The sequence below is a fragment of the Arthrobacter sp. L77 genome (assembly GCF_000816565.1).
GTDB lineage: Bacteria > Actinomycetota > Actinomycetes > Actinomycetales > Micrococcaceae > Arthrobacter_D > Arthrobacter_D antioxidans.
In genome coordinates, this window is record NZ_JWSU01000004.1 from 925630 (window position 1) to 943950 (window position 18321).

17 protein-coding genes are annotated in these 18321 nt (G+C 69.9%); 10 read left to right on the forward strand and 7 right to left on the reverse strand.

What is annotated here, in order from left to right; genetic code table 11:
- Positions 1 to 26: 26 nt before the first annotated feature.
- Positions 27 to 773 carry a hypothetical protein gene (locus RY94_RS06965; RefSeq protein WP_043443041.1) on the reverse strand — a complete coding sequence of 249 codons (747 nt, stop codon included), beginning with the start codon at positions 771 to 773 and terminating at the stop codon, positions 27 to 29.
- 203 nt (positions 774 to 976) lie between these two features.
- Between RY94_RS06965 and RY94_RS06970 the strand changes: the two genes are divergently transcribed.
- From RY94_RS06970 to RY94_RS06990, 5 genes are all read left to right on the forward strand, one after another.
- On the forward strand, positions 977 to 1291 hold the full coding sequence (locus tag RY94_RS06970) for an MmcQ/YjbR family DNA-binding protein (RefSeq protein WP_043443043.1): 315 nt from the start codon (positions 977 to 979) through the stop codon (positions 1289 to 1291).
- A gap of 373 nt (positions 1292 to 1664) precedes the next feature.
- Positions 1665 to 3125, forward strand: coding sequence for a hypothetical protein (locus RY94_RS06975; RefSeq protein WP_052274042.1), 1461 nt, complete (start codon positions 1665 to 1667; stop codon positions 3123 to 3125).
- A gap of 58 nt (positions 3126 to 3183) precedes the next feature.
- Positions 3184 to 4878: a GT4 family glycosyltransferase PelF gene (gene pelF / locus RY94_RS06980; RefSeq protein WP_052274043.1), complete on the forward strand. Its 1695-nt coding sequence runs from the start codon at positions 3184 to 3186 to the stop codon at positions 4876 to 4878.
- Entirely contained in the window at positions 4875 to 5954 is a 1080-nt protein-coding gene (locus tag RY94_RS06985) for a putative glycoside hydrolase (RefSeq protein WP_043443045.1), read from the forward strand. The genes pelF and RY94_RS06985 overlap by 4 nt, the downstream gene beginning before the upstream one ends.
- Before the next feature lie 48 nt (positions 5955 to 6002).
- A complete protein-coding gene (locus RY94_RS06990) occupies positions 6003 to 7511 on the forward strand; it encodes a hypothetical protein (RefSeq protein WP_156135054.1) in 1509 nt (502 codons plus the stop codon).
- Positions 7512 to 7521: 10 nt separating this feature from the next.
- Here RY94_RS06990 and RY94_RS06995 read toward each other — a convergent pair whose 3' ends face one another.
- The 4 genes from RY94_RS06995 to RY94_RS18090 all read right to left on the reverse strand — a co-directional run bounded on the left by RY94_RS06995 (position 7522) and on the right by RY94_RS18090 (position 11374).
- Positions 7522 to 8511 (reverse strand): acyl-CoA thioesterase, encoded by a 990-nt coding sequence (locus RY94_RS06995; protein ID WP_043443048.1) that lies wholly within the window; start codon positions 8509 to 8511, stop codon positions 7522 to 7524.
- A gap of 54 nt (positions 8512 to 8565) precedes the next feature.
- The gene (locus tag RY94_RS07000) at positions 8566 to 9609 is read right to left on the reverse strand and encodes a zinc-dependent alcohol dehydrogenase family protein (RefSeq protein WP_043443049.1); all 1044 of its coding nucleotides are present in this window, start codon (positions 9607 to 9609) and stop codon (positions 8566 to 8568) included.
- Positions 9610 to 9707: 98 nt separating this feature from the next.
- Positions 9708 to 10931 carry an MFS transporter gene (locus tag RY94_RS07005; RefSeq protein WP_197060607.1) on the reverse strand — a complete coding sequence of 408 codons (1224 nt, stop codon included), beginning with the start codon at positions 10929 to 10931 and terminating at the stop codon, positions 9708 to 9710.
- A gap of 167 nt (positions 10932 to 11098) precedes the next feature.
- Positions 11099 to 11374, reverse strand: coding sequence for a hypothetical protein (locus tag RY94_RS18090; protein WP_197060608.1), 276 nt, complete (start codon positions 11372 to 11374; stop codon positions 11099 to 11101).
- Positions 11375 to 11702: 328 nt separating this feature from the next.
- Between RY94_RS18090 and RY94_RS07015 the strand changes: the two genes are divergently transcribed.
- Genes RY94_RS07015 through RY94_RS07025 form a run of 3 tightly spaced genes read left to right on the forward strand, consistent with a single transcriptional unit; the run spans position 11703 to position 13460 of the window.
- Positions 11703 to 12044: a thiamine-binding protein gene (locus tag RY94_RS07015; protein WP_043443051.1), complete on the forward strand. Its 342-nt coding sequence runs from the start codon at positions 11703 to 11705 to the stop codon at positions 12042 to 12044.
- A gap of 52 nt (positions 12045 to 12096) precedes the next feature.
- Positions 12097 to 12633 carry a GNAT family N-acetyltransferase gene (locus RY94_RS07020; protein WP_052274045.1) on the forward strand — a complete coding sequence of 179 codons (537 nt, stop codon included), beginning with the start codon at positions 12097 to 12099 and terminating at the stop codon, positions 12631 to 12633.
- A gap of 14 nt (positions 12634 to 12647) precedes the next feature.
- Positions 12648 to 13460 carry a spermidine synthase gene (locus RY94_RS07025; RefSeq protein WP_043443053.1) on the forward strand — a complete coding sequence of 271 codons (813 nt, stop codon included), beginning with the start codon at positions 12648 to 12650 and terminating at the stop codon, positions 13458 to 13460.
- A gap of 37 nt (positions 13461 to 13497) precedes the next feature.
- On the opposite strand, the gene RY94_RS07030 is transcribed toward RY94_RS07025, so the two are convergent.
- Entirely contained in the window at positions 13498 to 14388 is an 891-nt protein-coding gene (locus tag RY94_RS07030) for a LysR family transcriptional regulator (protein WP_043443055.1), read from the reverse strand.
- 133 nt (positions 14389 to 14521) lie between these two features.
- On the opposite strand from RY94_RS07030, the gene RY94_RS07035 reads away from it, so the two are divergent.
- A complete protein-coding gene (locus tag RY94_RS07035) occupies positions 14522 to 15928 on the forward strand; it encodes an MFS transporter (RefSeq protein WP_043443057.1) in 1407 nt (468 codons plus the stop codon).
- Positions 15925 to 16710, forward strand: coding sequence for a 3-hydroxybutyrate dehydrogenase (locus RY94_RS07040; RefSeq protein WP_197060609.1), 786 nt, complete (start codon positions 15925 to 15927; stop codon positions 16708 to 16710). Before RY94_RS07035 ends, RY94_RS07040 begins: the two co-directional genes overlap by 4 nt.
- A 63-nt stretch (positions 16711 to 16773) precedes the next feature.
- Here the strand turns inward: RY94_RS07040 and RY94_RS07045 are convergent, their stop codons facing one another.
- Positions 16774 to 18225, reverse strand: coding sequence for an NCS2 family permease (locus RY94_RS07045; protein ID WP_043443059.1), 1452 nt, complete (start codon positions 18223 to 18225; stop codon positions 16774 to 16776).
- Positions 18226 to 18321: the final 96 nt, after the last annotated feature.

The window sequence follows — 18321 nt, forward strand, 5'->3', positions numbered from 1 at the left end:
TCCCTGCGCCCGTCCGGGCAGTACAGCTAGCCGGCGGGGCGCAGGGACGTGAGCATCGTCCTGATCCGCTGGTATTCCTCCGTCTCCATGTAGGCCTGCGGCGTGTCGATGTGCATCGGTTTGCCGGGGTAGATCTCGTACGGGTCGTAGACGCCGCCGAACGCAGCCCCCGAGGGCGGCCACGTGAAGAAGTGGGCGATGGGGCAGGCGGTCGTCCCCTCCGGGAGGGGCCCGGACGTGATGCCGTAGGCGAGGGTCGATGCCGCCACGGGGTCGGCCACCGCGGGGTCCGTGCGGCCTTCGAAGACGAACATCGGGGTGCCCGAGGCCTGGGTCAGGGCCGGCAGCGGCTCGGAGTCCAGGAGGGAGTACGGAACCTTCGCCGGACACACGGCCCCGGTGACCAGGTCCGTCCGCAGGGACGCGAGCCGCCGGCCGGCGCCATCCTCGACGGCGACGGCCACGCCCTCCGGCGGGGCCGGGGTCGAGACGACGACGGTCCAGTCCCCGGGGTGGTCGAAGGACAGACCTCCGTCCGGGGTCGTGTAGGTGGCCCATCCAGGATCGGCGTCGGGCGGAGCGGTGGACGGGGATCCGGACGGCGGGTCCGTGGATGCCGGAGTGGCGGCGGGTGTGGTGCCGGGCGCCGAGGGGGCGTCCTGGGTCTCCGCGGTGTCGGCATCGGCGCCGGCCTCGGGAGGGGCACAGGAGGAGAGGAGAAGAGCGAGGCACACTGCCCCGGAGGACAGCAGCACGGTGGCTGGACGACCCATGGTTACTCCTTCGTAGCGCGGGTGGATCGCTCCATGATGGTGCTGTCCGGGCGCCCGGTCAGCACCCTGCCCGGATCGTTATCGAGGCTGCGGGATCGTTGCCGATCCGTGTGCGCTTCGTGATGCGGCGCCGGCCGCAGGATCTGAGGAACCGTGCCACAGAAGCACTGGACCGGCCGCGCGGCCGGTGCCATGGTTGGTCCATGGTCAGCGAAGACGATGTGCGTTCCGTTTGCCTCGCTCTGCCCGGGACCTCGGAGCGGCTGAGCTGGAGCCGGCCCGCCTGGTTCGCCCGGACCCTTTTCGCACGCATGTGGGATGACACGGTCCTGACGGTCAAGACCGAGGAACGGGACGCGCTGCTGGCCTCCCAACCGGGCGCCTTCTTCGTCCATCCTCACCATGAGCAGTACGAGTCGCTCGTGCTCGTGCGGCTCGGCCGCATCGACCTCGAGGAACTGACCGAGCTCGTCGACGAGTCCTACCGGATCGCCAACAGCACGGCGTCGAGGCGGTAGACGGCTGCCTTCTCCCAGAGCGCTGTGTGCTTGGTCACTCATCGGTCCGTCCGGTCCTGTTCCGCCGTCGCGCCAGCAAGCGGCACTAAGTAGTTGCCATCGTTTATCACGAGTAGTGCAGCAGCAGTTCTACGTAGGCAGCGACAGTATCGTCGACTGACAGTGCGTAGGTGTCACTCGTGCTCCGGGTAGACCCCGGCCGATAACTTCAAGGAAGGCGCTCGCTGGCAGAGCTGGCGAGGACGCCCCCATCACCTTTCGTGTGGGTCGACTCCCGGATCTCCCTGCCCTGCAGGCACCGACCTGTCTCACTCACGTCTCACACGAGGTCGCCCGTCCGCGCTGCGCGGTGGCGGGCGGCCCAGGGGAAATCATGACTTCGCTGCAGTCCCTCCTTCAGGACCCCCATGCCCGACGCCGTACGGTGGTGATCGTCGTCGCGCTCGTCCTGACGGCCCTCGTGCCGTTCGCCGACGCCGCGCTGCCCGCCGGCTGGTCCTACGCCCTGCTGGCAGCCGGAGCCGTGCTCGTCATGGCGGCCCTGCTCATGCTCACCCGACCCGATGCTGCGGGCGCCAGCAGCAGCCGCGTCCAATCCGATGGCGGGGCACGGCCGGGTGCCGGGCTCCTGCTGTACCTCTCGCCGGTCATCCTCCTCAACCTCGTGTATCCGCTGGTCAGCCCGGCCATGGCCGCGGTGGACGTCGGGGGAGTGCAACTGACCCTCGTGGTCCTGGCGTCCTCGATCACCGTCCCGTGGCTTGCGCAGGCCGCCTGCCTCCCCGCGTACCGCGCCATCGGGGACCTCATGGCGGGAAGGGACATGGCAGCCATCACCCGCCGCTTCTGCACCACCTGGCCCGCGATGTTCGTGCAGGCGCTGCCGGTCATCGTGGTCTTCGCCGTCCCGCTCTGGCTGGCCACGCGGTGGTCCCTCACCGCCCTGGCCACCTATGCAGCCCTCTGCGCCCTCCACCTCCTCTTCGTCCAGTCCCTCATCCTCGCCAACGTGGGAAGCCGTCGTGGGCTGTGGGCGGCCGCGTGGGCGGCCTACGCCGTCGCCCTTTTCGCGGCCCCGACCCTGTGGTGGCTGCCGCCGGTGGTTGGAGCACTCACGCAGGTGGTCCCCATGGGCCGCGGTCTGGCTGCCCTGAGCCTCGCCCGTCTGGGGGCGCGCGACTTCTCGGCAGACATCGCGCGGGGGCTCCTCCTCGGCTCGGTGCTGTGGGCTGACAAATTCGTGCTGTTCCTCGTCACCGACGGCGACTTCCAGGTGGTGATCGTGTTCCTCGCGATGCTGCCCGCGGTGATCGCCTACAACTACTACTTCGTGAACCTCGCCCCGAAGGTGGACGAGGCCGTCACCGACCTGCACCGCACCATCTCCGAGGAACCGCTCACGGTCCTCGCCGCGCGGTCCAGGCGGCTGAGCCGCACCGTGGACCGCGCCATCGTCAGCACCGGCGCCGTCGGCATGGTGCTGACGCTCGCGATCTCCCTCCTCCTCGACGGCCTCCAACCCGTCAACGTGCTGCTGGCCGTCTCGGTGGGGGTCGCGTCCTGGGCGTTCATGATCCTCACGCTCCTCAGCTACGAACTGGACTACATCGGCGAAAAGGTCCTGCCGCAGGTGCTGGGCGGCATCCACCTGGCACTCTGCGTGGCGGCCTTCGTGCTGATCGCCGCGACGCAGAGCTCCGCCGGGGCTGCGCTCGCCTACGGCGCGCTTGTGGTTGCCGACCTGGCACTCGTCGCCGTGGCCTGGGTGCTCTACAAACGCCACTGGAGCCAGCCCGAGTACACCCTGTTCTGGCGCCACGCCACGTCCTGGTAGCAGCGCCGCCGGCCCGGCCCCGCTCAACCCACCACTCCTGATCCCAGAAGGAAGAACCATGTACGTGTTCAAGACCCCGAAGGCCCGCCGCGCGGCGCTCGAAACGTCCGGCGCGGTCGTTCCTGCGGCCCAGGCCGCAGCCCAGCGCCACTACGAAGACGTCGACGTGGCGATCGTCATGGAGTCCACCTACCCCTACCTCAAGGGTGGCGTCTCGGCCGTGGTGCATGACATCGTCACGCACAACCCCGATCTCACCTACGGCATCATCCACATCACGTGGGATGCCGATTCGCCGCAGGAGGACCTCTACGGCATGCCGGAGAACGTGGTCTGGGTGCGGCCTGTCTTCCTGAGCCTGCAGGAGCACCGGCACGACTTCATGGCGGCGACCTCCAGGGATCTCGGCATGACCCCGGCGGAGCGTGCCGTACTGGTGGACCGTCTCTTCGACGCGCTGTATGCCCTGTCCGAGCGGCGCGAGGTGGAGCCGCTCTGGCAGCTGATCGACGAAGGATTCAACGAGCGCACGCGGAGCTACCCGCTTTGGGCCCTGCTCGGGACCAGGGAGTTCATGGAGGCGCTCTCCGTGCGGATGTCCCAGCTCGACCTGTCCCTCGCGGACTCCTTCTGGACCCTGCGCAACTTCTTCTCGCTCGCCTACGCCATTCTCGGAGAGACCATGCCGAAAGCGCGTGTCTACCACGCGCACACCACGGGGTACGCTTCGCTGCTCGGCGCCGCAGCGGCCCGTGACCACAACACCTCCTTCCTGCTCACCGAGCACAACCTCTACGTGCGCGACACCGTGAACACCCTGCTGGACCGCAACATGGCACTGTCCATCACCTCCGAGGACTACCGGACGTTCGACGTCACGCCTGAGCAGCGCGCGTGGATGGCGTGGTGGACCGAGATGGGCCACTTCTGCTACCCGAGTGCAGCCCTGATCACCTACCTGTATCCGACGGCGATCACCGAGGCCGCGCGCCTCGGTACCGATATCGACAAGGCCGTCGTGGTGCCCAACGCCATGGTGATCGAGGAGTTCGAGGACAAGTACCGTGCCCGGCTGGCGGCGCAGAAGATCCTCGAGGAGCGTGGCGACGACCACACGTGGAAACTGGTCTACATCGCCCGCGTCGTGCCGATCAAGGGGCTGCTCGATCTCCTGTCCAGCATGAACATCCTGCGCCACCAGGGCTTCCCCAATCTCCACCTCGACGTACTCGGCCCCACGGAGCATGTGCCCGAGTACTACGAAGCGTGCCTGGCCAAGATCGAAAGCCTGGGGCTGCACGACCACGTGACGATCCACGGCACGGTCAACGTCCGGGACATGCTCGACCAGTTCGACCTCCTGGTGCTACCGAGCTACAACGAGGGCCAGCCCATCGTGGTCCTCGAAGCGATGGCCGCCGGGATTCCCACGGTGGGCACGGATGTCGGAGGCATGCGGCAGCTGATCGGCGACGAGCTGCACACCCGGGACGGCCGCACGGTCGGTCCCTGCGGCGAGCTCGTTGTCGCCGGCGATATACAGCAGATGGCGGACAGCGTGCGTGCCGTGATCGGTGACAGGGAGCTCTACGCCAGCCACGCGTCGAACGCCCGGATCCGCGTGCAGGAGTTCTTCCAGATGCACGAGATCATGTCCTCCTACAACGAGATCTACCGGACCGTCGGAGACATCGCCGATCTCCGGGGTCTCTCGACGGCGGACCTCGCGGATTTCGTGCGGGCGGGCTCATGACCGGGGTCGGTGCCTGGATCCGGTACGGCGAGCCACTGCTGCCAGGGCAGCTCGAGTTCGCCGCCGAGCACTACCGGGTTGCCATCCTGCAGCCGTGGGAGAAGGCCGCCGCACTGGAACTCAAGCGCCGTCGTCCGGACATGACCGTGCTCTGCTACAAATGCCTGTCCTCGACGCGCAGCTACGAGCCCGGGCCCGTCTACACCTCCGGGGTCTCCTTCGCGGAAGCCGAATCCACGGCGGACGGCGTCTGGTTCGCCCGGCGGCTCGACGGCACGCGGATCGAGTGGGCGCGCTACTCGGGGCACTGGCAGATGCGTGTATGGGATCCCGCGTACCAGCGCCGCTGGGTAGAGAACGTGGTGGACGAACTGCGGGACTCACCCTTCGACGGGGTGATGGCGGACAACGATGTCTTCGACGACTACTACGGTCTCCACCTGCCCATCGACGGAGCGACGGAAATGGTCGATTTCCGCTCCGCGCTCGGCGATATGGTGCAGGCGGCCGGGACTGCGTTGAACGGGGTGGGAAAGATCCTGGTGCCGAACATCGCCGAGTCCCGCCGTGAGCCGGGCCGGTGGCAGGCGCATGCCGCCTACGGCGGGGGCTTCGAGGAGGTCTGGCTCGGTTACGGCGCGGAGCACCTGTTCGATCCGGTGACCGCGGAGGCGCAGCTTCCGCAGGCCGCCGGACCGGGCCTCTCGATCCTCCGCGTGCCCACCGACGGTGACGACCGGCACCCCAACCTCACCTACGGGCTGTCGGCGTTCTGGATCTTCGGAGCCGGGAGGGGAGCCTATGCAGCCACAGGGCACGACGACTACAGCCGTACGCAGCACGTCCCGGAGCTCGACTGGCAACTCGGCCGGCCGGTCATAGAGCCGAGGGGCAGGAACCACGCCTGGTGGCGGGAGTTCGAGGATGGTTTTGCGGCCGTCAACTTCAATTCGGACGGCAGGCGCCGCCGCAGGGTGCGGGTCCCCGCAGGGCTCGTGGACGCCGCCGGTGAGCCTGCGCCGTCGTGGGTGGTCCTACCGCCCCGGCGCGGCATCCTCTTCCGCCGCGCCGACTGACTCCGGAGACGAAGGCCCCCTACCATCAGGATCTCCGCAGGATTCGCCATGATCCGGTCTCCGGGGGTGGCCGGTATGCGCGTCATGCACCACCATGTGGACATGAAACTGCATGCCGCTGGGGCAACTCTTGTTTCCGCGGCACTCGCTGTCGCCTTCGCCGTCTGCTCGCTCGCGGTTCCCGCGCATGCCGGCGCCCTGACCTCGAGTACGGGCCAGAAACTGCCTGCCTATCTTCAGGGCTACCGGCAAGGCCAGCTGCTCTGCCCGGGTGCGTCCCTCACGGGCAAGGTCTCCGTGGCGATCGTCGATCCGATGATGGCCACCACAGATGCTCCGGGGGACTGCACGCTCTCGGACATGAAGGCCGCCAACCCGGGTACCACCTTCCTCGCCTATCTGAACATCGGTGCCATGAGAGACTTCGAGTCCTGGAACGGCGTCTTCCAGAACTCCTGTGCGGATACAGCCACTCATGCTGGGAAGCGGTTCGGCGTCACCACGACGAATCCGAGGATAGCCCGCACGGACGATGGCCTCGCCGGCTACCCGGGGTACTCCTACCTGACGGTCGCCGACCTTTCCCCGGCCTATGTGGACGCCTGTGCGGCGACGGCCCGTACCATGCTCAGCACCGACGCCCAGCGGGGGACGACGAACGCCCCTCCCGCCCGCTTCGACGGCATCTTCCTCGATGACGCGTCGATGTCGCCTGCGCACGGTCAGGACATGGTGGACGTCGGCCAGTGGGGCCCCTGGGCCGACGACGACGCCTACGGTCGGGCGCTGATCGCGGCGGTCAAGCGGTTCGATGCGACGCTCACACGCACTATGGGCCGTAACGTCCCCGTCGCGGTCAACCTGGGCGTCTACCCCGCCTGGGGCAACCAGGTGAACCTCGCCAAGACCCTCGCGGCCACGCGTTCCGTCGACTTCGCGTTGCGGGAGCATGTCGTCGCCGCCGGGACCGGCTTGCCCCTGCCGACCGTCGACCTGGAGCAGGCGACTTCCGCCTACCGGGCCATCACCGCGGCGGGGATGCCCGTGGTGGAGCACGACTATTCGGTTCCGCTGCGCGAACTGCCGACGAAGATGTACCGGCAGGGCAACGAGATCGCGAGTTCGGCCCCGTGCCTGCGGGACGGCTTCGGAAACCGCTCGTCCGTTGTGGCAGCGGCGAAGACCCGGCGCACGCTCGACCACCGCATGACCCTCGGGCACCTGCTGCAGACGAGGAACGTGACGGCCCGGCAGATGACGGCCACCATTTCGCAGGCCGAGCCCACCTGCCAGGACAACGCCTGGGACGACGGCTCGAACTTCGAGGCGGTTACCACAGCGTCGGTCAACGCGCTCGACTCCCAGGTCACAGCCCTCACGAGGGCGGTGACGTCCGGCGCCTACGCGACCACGGCGCCGCTGAAGTACTCCGGCGTCAGCATAGTGCGGCTCTCCAACGGCCGTGTCGTGGCCGTCAACACCACGACGGTCACGCGAACCGTGACCGCGTACGGCACGACCCTCAGCGTCCCGGCGCGGTCGGCGACGATCCGCTGACGCAGCGCCGTCAGCCGGCCTGCTGCCGCAGGTGCGTCGGCAGGACACTGCCCGGGGCGCGGCTGCGGATCAGCAGCAGGTTCCGGGCGTGATCGTGGAGCCGCCGGTCCTCCTCGGACCTCGGCACCCAGGGTGGTACCGGCAGCGCGGTGCCCTCGTCGTCGCGCGCCACCATGACCGTGAGGCACGTGGTGGTGAGCTCCATGTCGCGGGACCTCGGGCTCCCGGAGCGGACGTGCACCGCGATGTGCATACCCTTGGTGCCCGTGTAGACGAGCCGCGCCTCCACCTCGACGACGTCGCCGATGTGCAGGGGCTTCAGGAACCGGACACCGCCGGAGAACACGGCCACGGTGTCCCGCCCGCAGTACCGCGTGGAGCAGACGTAGGCGGCCTCGTCGATCCAGTCCATCACCGTGCCGCCGTGCACCTTCCCGCCCCAGTTGACGTCGGTGGGCGCCGCGAGGAACCGGAGGACCGTCCGCTCCGCCGTGCTGCCGTCGGTATATTCCTGGTGGCGCATCTCTTCGACGATCTCCTTGCGGACCTCGATGCGCGCGATCGCGTGGTCGCTCTCCACACGCTCGGCCTCCGTCCGCGGTTCGAAGGGCGGCACCGGGACGGGCCTGCCCTCCGGCCCGACCGCCACGAAGATGACGAGGCACTCACTGCGCTTCCCGCCGCCGTCCCCGGTCACGGATCCGGAGGAGACCCGCGTGCGGATGTGCATGGAGGACGTGCCGGTGTGGACGATCGTGGCCTCCACCTCCACGAGGTCGCCGACCAGCACGGGGTCGGCGAAGTGGATGTTCCCCACATAGGCGGTCACGCAGTAGGTCTTCGCCCACCCGACGGCCGCGGCGTAGGCGGCCTTGTCCACCCACTCCAGCACGGTGCCGGCGTCCACCGAGCCGCTGTGCCCGAGGTCGGTGGGGGAGGCGAGGAAACGGAGGGTGACCGAATTCGAGGGCGGGTCAGCGGGGTGGGGCGTGGGTTCCATGCCCCAGTATCCCCATGCGCGCAGCGCCGCGGGTAGAGCGGGCGCGCCGGCGCGTCACACCCCGACGTCGACGACGGTCACCCCGCCCGTGGACGTGTCGTCGGCCATCGCGACCAGGGCGTCGGGGACGTCGTCGAGGGCGATTCTGCGCTCGATGAGATCCTGTGGGCGCAGCCGGTCGACGGCCACGAGGTCCAGCAGGCCCGGGTAGTCGTGGGCGGGCATGCCATGGCTGCCGAGGACGGCGAGCTCCTTCCCGATCACGGCACCCATCGGGATCACGGGGTCCGCGGGGAACAGCCCGACCTGCACGTGGCGGCCCCTCGGGCGCAGGGACAGGATGCCCACCGCGGCGGTCTCCTCGCGGCCGAGGGCGTCGACGGACACGTCCACGCCCGAGGGCGCGGCGTCCCGGACGGCGTCGAGGACGGCGGCCCGGGAGAGGCCTGCCGAATGGACGGCGCCCACGGCGCCGAAGCGGGTGGCGCGCGCCAGGGCGTTCCCGTCGATGTCCACGGCGATCACGCGCGCGCCCAGCGCCACGCCGATCATGACCGCGCTCAGCCCCACGCCGCCGCAGCCGACCACGAGGAGGGTCTCGCCCGCGGCCAGGCGCGCCTGGTGCACGAGGCCGCGGTACGACGTCGCGAACCGGCAGCCGAGGAGGGCGGCGGCGCCGGCGTCGAGGGAGTCGGGGACGGCGATGAGGTTCGTGTCGGCGTCGTGCAGGGCCACGAGGTCCGCGAAGGAGCCCCAGTGCGTGAAGCCCGGCTGCGTCTGGTTGCGGCACACCTGGCCGTTGCCGGAGACGCATTCGGGGCAGCGCCCGCAGGCGCACACGAACGGCGTCGTGACGCGCTCGCCGACCGAGAAGCGCCGGACGTCCCTACCCACCGCCGCGATGGTGCCGACGAGTTCGTGCCCCGGCACGTGCGGGAGGCTGATGCCGTCGTCGTGCCCCAGCCAGCCGTGCACGTCGCTGCGGCACAGGCCGGTGGCCTCGACGCGGACGACGACGCCGCGCGGCGACGGGAGGGGTTCGGGGACGTCCCGGAGGACGGGACGGGCGGAGAACTCATCGAAGCAGACGGCACGCATCGCACCATTCTGCCCCGCGCCGGTGCTGCCCGCGCAGCCGGCGTGGGCCCGGTGCGCCACGCCGGCGCCGACGGGCGTGGCGCGACGGACCTGCGGGATCAGTCCGCGCGCAGCCGGTGCCGTTCCCGGCGGTCCTTGACGGTGTCCGTCGCGAGGCTCAGGGCCAGGCCCACCGCGACGATCACGATCATCGTGAAGGGGAGGACGTCGAGGCCGACGCCGTCCAGCAGGAGCCCGCCGAGAAGGGCGCCACCGCCGATGCCGATGTTGAACGCCGTCGTCTGCAGGGCGGCCGAGAGGTCGCGCGTGCGGAAGGATGCGGTGCGCAGCATGCGGGTCTGCAGCAGCGCGGGGATCCCGCCGAACGCGGCACCCCACACGATGACGCCGATGAGCACCACCACGGTGTTGGAGGTGGCGAGGGCGAGGGTGAGGACCGCGGCCATGACCATCAGGACCACGCCGACGAACGCCTTCCGGGGGAAGCGGTCCGCGGCGTAGCCGGCTCCGATGAGGCCGATGATGCCCGCGCCGCCGTAGAGGAACAGCACGAGGGCCACCGATCCGGGTTCGAAGGCCGAGACATCGGTCAGCCAGGCCGCGATGTAGGTGTAGAAGGTGTTCTGGCCGGTCAGCAGGATCAGGATGACCGTGCACAGCAGGATGACGGCGCGGAAACTCGGGTCGCGGCGCAGCGGGACGCGCTCCTCGCCCGCCTTCCGCTCCACGTGGTGGTTGACGGGCGGCAGGAACTTCACGATCACCAGGGCGAGCAGGGCCACGACCACGCCGATGATGGCGAAGGCCGCCCGCCAGCCGAGCGCGTTCCCGATCGCGGTGCCCACCGGGACGCCGAGGACGAACGCGGCCGTGCCGCCGCCCGCGGTGATGGCGACCGCCTTGCCCAGCTGGTGCGCCGGGACGAGGTGCGCGGAGTAGGCGGCGACCACGGCCCAGAACAGGCCGTGCGCCAGACCGCCGAGGATGCGCGCGGCCACGAGCACGCCGTAGGTGGGTGCGATCGCCGCGAGCACGTTCGCGACCGCGATCACCAGGAGGACGACGACGATCAGGGACTTGCGGGAGAACCGCTGCGTCACGGCGGCCAGGGGCGTGGTGGCGACGACGACCGTCCCGGCGAAGATGGTCACGAGATAGCCGGCGGTCGAGATCCCGACGTCGAGGTCCCGGGCCATGGCCGGCAGGAGGCCGGTGGGCAGGAACTCGCTCGTGACGGAGACGAAGATCGCCCCGGCGAGGGACAGCAGCCCGATGTAGGGGAACGGCGCGGTGGTGGACACCTTCGCGGAGGAGACAGACAAGGGGTACCAATCGTGGGATTTCCGGCGGTCATCGCCCGGGTGCACCGTTGAAGACCGGGAGGCATGCAGAGATCGGGCCCCATGCGTGGCGCGACTCCTGCGGCAACGCCGGCGCCGCGCGGAGCATTCCCGGGACCGCCCTCCGTGCCGTCGGGCCGGCGTGCGGCCTAGTGGCCGCCGTTGGCGCTGACGGCGCCGCCGTCGTCCTCGTCGTCCTCGTCGTGCTGGGGGACCAGGCTGAGTCCGGGTCCGGCGTCGCGGCCGTCGAGTTCGTCCGTGATCTCGTCCTTGCGGGCCGCCGTCTCGGGGTCGACCTCGCCCTCCGTCGCGAACTCGTGGTCGACCTCCCGGTGGACCTTGCTGTTGAGGACTTCGACATCCTCGTTCTTCAGCCCGCCGAGGTCCTCGGGGAACGGCTCGTCGGGGGAGATCCTGCTCTTCATGGCCATCCAATCTGCCGGCCGTGGGCTGGACGGCGACCGTCCGAATCTTAAGGTCTGGCAGGGGGTGGCGACAAGCAGGAGGCTTACCGACCGCCCGGGCCGGACTGTACGGATAAGCCCTGCCCTGGACTGCCGTGATCGGCTGCGCCCTCACGATCATCCTCGTCGAGGGCGTGGGCCGCTGGTACCTCCCCACGGGCAGGGCCATCGTCCGGGGCCGGCGCACGCAGGCGCTGTCTCGATGCTCACGGGCCGCGGCATGGACGAGTCGGTCCGCGCGATCAGCGGGGCCTGACCCCCGGGGACCTTTGCGTGCCAGACTGGGACCATGCTCGTAGCCTTCAGCGTCGCCCCGTCCGGAACCTCCGCGTTCTCCCACGAGAACCCCGACGGGTCGGTGCACGATGCCGTCGCCGCCGCGGTCGCCGTCGTGCGTGAATCGGGCCTGCCGAACTCCACCGACTCGATGTTCACCACCATCGAGGGCGAGTGGGACGAGGTCATGGCCGTGATCAAGCACGCCACCGAGGCGGCGGGGCGCTACGGGAGCCGCGTGTCCCTCGTGCTCAAGGCGGACATCCGCCCCGGGCGGACGGGGGAGCTGACCGGCAAGGTGGAGCGGCTCGAGGCCGCGCTCGCCGAACAGGAACAGTTCGAGGGCCACTCCTAGCTCCGGCCGCACCGGGCGCCGTCCGGTAGCCCCGGGCCACTAAGCTGACACGGTGACACAGCCCCTGCTGACGCTGCCCTACGTGATCCGGCAAGCCACCCCCGACGACGCCGAGGCATACGTCCGCACCCACGTCGCCGGCCTGCACGAGACGTACGAACACATCATGCCCCCGGAGTACCACGCGTACTACGACGCCGAACTGCCCGCCCTCATCGGACGACGCCGGGACGCCTTCGAGGAGGCGGCGCGGACGCCCGGCGGTGCGCGGAGCTGGCTGGCGTTCGACGACGACGGCGAGCCGGTGGCCATCGCGACCTCCGGCCCGGGGCGCGACGAGGACCGCCCCGACTTCGAGCTGCACCATATCTACACGCTGCGGTCCACGCACGGCTCGGGCCTCGGGCAGCGGCTCCTGGACACGGCCATCGGCACCCGGGACGCGTATCTCTGGATCCTGAACGGCAACCCGCGGGCCGAGCGCTTCTACGTCCGCAACGGTTTCGCACCCGATGGCACGTCCATGCTCTGCGGACCCACCTGGCACCACCGGCCCATGTTCCGCATGCACCGCCCCGACCACCAGTGAGAAGGCCTTCGACCATGGCGAAACCGGCAGGGCCGCGCCCCGAGATCGGCGAGTTCCCGATCGACACCGGGACGTGCGAGCTCGAGCCCGATCCGTACAGCCCGAACGGCTGGGTGCTGCGCGTCAACGGCGTCCCGAGCTCGCACATCGACCTGGCCGATCCGCTGCACCTGGACTTCGAGTACATGCACTGGATCGCCTCGCTCGTCGACTCCCGGTGGGCGGCGCAGGACCGCCTGCGGGTGCTGCATCTCGGGGGAGGGGCGTGCTCGATGGCGCGCCGCTTCGCCGCGAGCCACCCCCAGGCCCGGCAGGTCGTCGTCGAGCTCGACGGGCGGCTCGCGGAGCTGGTCCGGACGTGGTTCGACCTGCCGCGCGCACCCCTGGTGCGGATCCGGGTCGGGGAGGCCCGCGCCGTGACGGAATCCCTCAGCGAGGACAGCCGCGACCTCGTCATCCGGGATGTCTTCGCGGGGGCTGTCACGCCGGGGCCACTGACGACGACGGAGTTCACCCGCGCGGCCAAGCGCGTGCTCGCGGCCGACGGCGTCTACCTCGTCAACTGCGGCGACAGCCCCAACCTGGCGATGGCCCGGCGCGAGGCCGCGACGATCGCCGCGGAATTCAGGCACACCGCCATCGTCGCCGACCCGGCGATGCTCAAGGGCAGGCGCTACGGCAACGTGATCATCGCGGGCAGCGACGCCCCCCTGGCCGAGGACCCCGGACTGGCCCGTGAACTGCTCGGTGGGGGAGTGCCCGCGCACCTCTGGCAGGACGCCCGCGTGAGGACCTTCGCCGCGAACGCGCAGCTCCTCACGGACTGAGCGGGCACGACGCCATCCGAGCCCGCCATCCGCGCCGTCAGCCGCGGCCCAGGAGCTGCGGCTCCATGGCAGCGGTCGCGTGCCTCAGGGCGTCGACGACCGCGGCGATCGCCGGCTGGCGCAGCGCGTCCGCCCGCACCACGAGCCAGTAGTCGAGTTCCTCCGCGACGTCGTCGGGGAGCAGCCGCACGAGGTCGGAGTGACGGTCGGCCATGAAGCAGGGCAGCAGGCCGAGCCCGGCGCCGGCCCGGGTGGCCTCGACGTGGACGAAGACGTTGGTCGAACTCAGGGCGTCGCGCATGGCGGGCAGGAGCCGCCGGGGTGCGTCGAGGCTGTCCACCTGCAGCATCGCGTCGATGAAGTACACGAGCTGATGGTCCACGGCCTCCTCGAGCGTGGCCGGCGCGCCGTGCGCTGCGAGGTAATCCCTGGACGCGTACAGCCCGAGGACGTAGGTGCCCAGCCGTTCCGCCTCCGCGCGGTGCACCTGTGGTTCGCCGACCACCACCTCGAAGTCGAGGCCCGTCCGGGTCTGCGAGGCGCGGCGCGTCGCGGTGACGATCTCGATGCGCAGCAGGGGGTTGGCGGCCCGGAGCCGGGCGAACGCGGGAGCGGCGATGAACGCGCTGAAACCGTCCGTGGCACTCATCCGCACCACGCCCGAGAGCGCACCGTCGTCATCGCCCAGCCGGGCGACGGCCTCCGCCACGGCGGCTGCCGCGTCCGCCGCGCGCCGGCCCAGGTCGGTCAGCTCCCATCCGCCGCTGCCGCGCGAGAGAACCCGCCCGCCGAGCGCCTTCTCCAGGGCCGCGATCCGTCGGGACACCGTGGTGTGGTTCAGTCCCAGAGACTCACCGGCCGTGGTGAAGCGTCCGCTCTGGGCGACGGCCAGCAGCACCACGAGATCCTGGGCGTTGGGGTCGGACATGTCTGCAGTATTGCAGAGCCGCGGTGCCGATCTGGTCATTGGCTGCCCGGAAAGCCGCAGGGATACTCGAGAAGAACCAGCCAGGGCCCCGATGCGGGCCCCCACCCGTGTCAGCGTCGACAAAGGAGATCCCATGAGCGTCAATCAGCGCGCGAGTACCCCCGGTAGCAAGCAGGGCGATGAATCGTCGGGGGAGGCGTCCGGCCTGAAACGGATCGTCGCCGCCGCGATGGTCGGCACGGTCGTCGAGTGGTACGAGTTCTTCCTGTACGCCACGGCCGCGAGCCTGGTCTTCGGGACGTTCTTCTTCCCCAACGCAGGCTCCGAACTCGACGGCATCATCGCCGCCTTCCTCACCTACGCCGTCGGCTTCGTGGCGCGACCGCTCGGCGGGATCGTCTTCGGGCAGATCGGCGACAAGCTCGGACGCAAGCACACGCTCCAGCTCACCATCATCCTCGTGGGCGTCGCCACCTTCCTCATGGGCTGCCTCCCCGGCTTCAACACCATCGGCTACTGGGCTCCGGCGCTGCTGGTCATCCTGCGCTTCATCCAGGGCTTCGCGGTCGGCGGAGAGTGGGGCGGCGCCGTGCTCCTCGTCGCCGAGCACAGCCCCAACCGGTCCCGCGGGTTCTGGTCCAGCTGGCCGCAGGCAGCCGTCCCGGTGGGCAACCTCCTCGCGACGCTCGTCCTGCTGGGCATGAGCTGGATCCTGCCGCAGGACGAGTTCCTGAGCTGGGGCTGGCGCGTGGCCTTCTGGGCCTCCGCGATCATCGTGGTGATCGGCTACTACATCCGGACCCACGTCAGCGAGGCGCCGATCTTCCTCGAGGCACGCGAGAAGATCGAATCGGAGAAGGCGGTCAGCTACGGCGTCCTCGAAGTGGTCAAGCGCTACCCCAAGGGAGTCCTCGGCGCCATGGGCCTGCGGTTCGCCGAGAACATCCTCTACTACATCATCGTCAGCTTCACGATCGTCTACCTCAAGACCGTGCACCAGTACGACACCTCGCAGCTGCTCCTGGCCCTCCTGATCGCGCACGTGGTCCACTTCCTCGTCATCCCGCAGGTGGGCAGGCTCTCGGATGCCTTCGGCCGCAAGCCGGTCTACCTCGTCGGGGTGGTCCTCGGGGCCACGTGGGCGTTCTTCGCCTTCCCGATGTTCGACACCCTGAACCCCTTCCTGATCATCCTGGCGGTCACGATCGGCCTCGTCTTCCACGCCTTCATGTACGCCGGCCAGCCGGCCATCATGTCGGAGATGTTCCCCACGCGCATGCGCTACTCCGGCGTCTCCCTGGGCTACCAGGTGACCTCGATCCTCGCGGGGTCCCTCGCCCCGATCATCGCGACGGCCCTCCTGCAGGAATACGGCAGCTGGGTCCCCGTGGCCATCTATCTCGTGATCGCCTGCGGGATCACCCTCGTCGCGGTCCTGACCCTGAAGGAGACCCGCGGAGCCTCCCTGCGCGAGGTCGACGCCGAGGATGCGCGCCGCCACGGACTGGACGGGCAGCGCACGGGACAGGCCAAGCCATGAGCACGACGGCGGCCCAGCCGGCCCCGGCCCTGACGGCGGGTCCCCTGTCCGGTCGACGGGCACTGGTCACGGGCGGTGCGAGCGGCATCGGCGCGGCCTGTGCCCGTGCTCTCGCCGGACGCGGGGCGCACGTGGTGGTCGCGGACCGGGACGAAGCCGGCGCCGAAGACCTGGCCGCGGACCTCGGCGGCGACGCGTGGGCGGTGGACCTCCTCGACACCCGCGTGCTGGAGACGCTGACGCTCGAGACGGACATCCTCGTGAACAACGCCGGGATCCAGACCGTGAGCCCCCTCGAGGAGTTCGATCCCGAGGACTTCCGGCGCATCCAGCGGCTGATGGTGGAGGTGCCGTTCCTCCTCATCCGCGCCGCGCTCCCGGGGATGTACGCGCGCGGCTTCGGCCGGGTCATCAACGTCTCCTCGGTCCACGGGCTGCGGGCCTCGCCGTTCAAGGCCGCCTACGTGACGGCCAAGCACGGCCTCGAGGGGCTCTCCAAGGTCACGGCCCTCGAGGGCGGTGCCCACGGCGTCACCAGCAACTGCGTCAACCCGGGCTACGTCCGCACACCGCTGGTCGAGCACCAGCTGGTGGACCAGGCCCGCGTGCACGGCATCAGCGAGGAGGAGGTCCTCGAGAAGATCATGCTCACCGAGGCCGCGATCAAGCGGCTCGTGGAGCCGGAGGAGGTCGCCTCGCTCGTCGCGTGGCTGGCGGGCGACGACGCCGGGATGGTCACCGGGTCCTCCTACGTCATGGACGGCGGCTGGTCCGCCCGCTGACGCCCGGCCCCGGGAGGGACGACGGCGGCCCCCCGACCGCCGTCGTCCCTCCCGCCCGATCGGTCAGACGCCGAGGATCTCCTCGATCGGCCCGATGCCGAAGAACACCACGAATGCCGCGGCCACGGCCCACATCAGCGGGTGCACCTCGCGCCCGCGGCCCTGGATGGCGCGGATCAGCACGAAGGCGATGAACCCCGCGCCGAGGCCGTTCGCGATCGAGTAGGTGAACGGCATCAGGGTGAAGGTGAGGAACGCCGGGATGGCGATGCCCCAGTCGTCGAAGTCGATGCGCCCCACCTGCGCCACCATCATGAAGCCGACCACCACGAGGGCCGGAGCCACGGCCTCGAACGGCACCAGGCTGATGAGCGGGGTGAAGAACATGGCCAGGAGGAACAGCACGCCGGTCACGACGTTGGCGAGGCCCGTCCGGGCTCCCTCGCCGATGCCGGCCCCGGACTCCACGTAGATCTGGTTGGAGGAGACGGACCCGGCGCCGCCGGCCACGGCTCCGAGGGCGTCGATCACGAGGACGCGGTTCACGCCGGGGATGTTGCCCTTGGCGTCGACGAGCTTCGCCTCGTTCGCGAGGCCCACCATGGTGCCCATGGCGTCGAAGAAGATGCTCAGGAGGATGGTGAAGGTCAGCAGCGCCGCGGCGGTCCCGCCGAGGTGCCCGAAGGCGCCGAAGAGGCTCACGTTGCCGATGAGGCTAAGGTCGGGGATGCCGATCCACGAGCCGGACGGGATCTCGGGGACCACGAGCGACCAGCCGGCGGGGTTCGGCTCCTCGCCCGGGGTGAAGCTGGCGCCGACATCGAAGACGGCTTCGAGGACGACGGCGAGCACCGTCGCCGCGAGGACGCCGATGAGGATCGCCCCGCGCACCCTGCGGACCACCAGGGCGATCGTCAGGATCAGGCCGAAGACGAACACCAGGGTGGGCCACCCGATGAGGACGCCGCCGAAGCCGAGGCCCACGGGCACGGTGGTGTTGGCGACGTCGGGGATGCGGCGCACGAAGCCCGCGTTGACCAGGCCGATCAGCGCGATGAACAGGCCGATGCCCACCACGATCGCCGTCTTCAGGCTCTCGGGGACGGCGTTGAACACCGCCGTGCGGAACCCGGTCAGGACCAGCACGAGCATGGTGAGGCCCGCGAGCATGACCAGGCCCATGATGTCCGGCCAGGTCAGGCCGGGGTTCGTCGCGACGGTGATGGCCACGAACGCGTTGACGCCGAGTCCGGTGGCAAGGGCGAAGGGATACTTGGCCCAGGCGCCCATGACGATGGTCAGGATGCCGGCCACGAGCGCGGTCACCGCGGCGACGCGCTCGAACCCGAGCTCGGCGCCCGTGGAATCGGCGCCGGCGAGGATGAGCGGGTTGAGCACCACGATGTAGCTCATGGCGAAGAAGGTGGCGAGTCCGCCCCGGATCTCACGGGAGACGGACGACCCCCGCTGGGTGATGTGGAAGTAGCGATCCAGCACGGAACCGGTTTTGAGCATGGGAGGTCCTAGGGGGAAGGGGCGGGTCGGGGAAATTCTATCCCGGTGGCACCTCCGGGCCCCCTTCGTGACGGACCCCGCCCGGGAGGCCGCTGT

Bases quoted from the DNA above. Each gene is read 5' to 3' on its own strand.
- RY94_RS06965 (WP_043443041.1), bottom strand. From the start codon at position 773: ATGGGTCGTCCAGCCACCGTGCTGCTGTCCTCCGGGGCAGTGTGCCTC.
- RY94_RS06970 (WP_043443043.1), top strand. From the start codon at position 977: ATGGTCAGCGAAGACGATGTGCGTTCCGTTTGCCTCGCTCTGCCCGGG.
- RY94_RS06975 (WP_052274042.1), top strand. From the start codon at position 1,665: ATGACTTCGCTGCAGTCCCTCCTTCAGGACCCCCATGCCCGACGCCGT.
- pelF (WP_052274043.1), top strand. From the start codon at position 3,184: ATGTACGTGTTCAAGACCCCGAAGGCCCGCCGCGCGGCGCTCGAAACG.
- RY94_RS06985 (WP_043443045.1), top strand. From the start codon at position 4,875: ATGACCGGGGTCGGTGCCTGGATCCGGTACGGCGAGCCACTGCTGCCA.
- RY94_RS06990 (WP_156135054.1), top strand. From the start codon at position 6,003: ATGATCCGGTCTCCGGGGGTGGCCGGTATGCGCGTCATGCACCACCAT.
- RY94_RS06995 (WP_043443048.1), bottom strand. From the start codon at position 8,511: ATGGAACCCACGCCCCACCCCGCTGACCCGCCCTCGAATTCGGTCACC.
- RY94_RS07000 (WP_043443049.1), bottom strand. From the start codon at position 9,609: ATGCGTGCCGTCTGCTTCGATGAGTTCTCCGCCCGTCCCGTCCTCCGG.
- RY94_RS18090 (WP_197060608.1), bottom strand. From the start codon at position 11,374: ATGAAGAGCAGGATCTCCCCCGACGAGCCGTTCCCCGAGGACCTCGGC.
- RY94_RS07015 (WP_043443051.1), top strand. From the start codon at position 11,703: ATGCTCGTAGCCTTCAGCGTCGCCCCGTCCGGAACCTCCGCGTTCTCC.
- RY94_RS07025 (WP_043443053.1), top strand. From the start codon at position 12,648: ATGGCGAAACCGGCAGGGCCGCGCCCCGAGATCGGCGAGTTCCCGATC.
- RY94_RS07030 (WP_043443055.1), bottom strand. From the start codon at position 14,388: ATGTCCGACCCCAACGCCCAGGATCTCGTGGTGCTGCTGGCCGTCGCC.
- RY94_RS07035 (WP_043443057.1), top strand. From the start codon at position 14,522: ATGAGCGTCAATCAGCGCGCGAGTACCCCCGGTAGCAAGCAGGGCGAT.
- RY94_RS07040 (WP_197060609.1), top strand. From the start codon at position 15,925: ATGAGCACGACGGCGGCCCAGCCGGCCCCGGCCCTGACGGCGGGTCCC.
- RY94_RS07045 (WP_043443059.1), bottom strand. From the start codon at position 18,225: ATGCTCAAAACCGGTTCCGTGCTGGATCGCTACTTCCACATCACCCAG.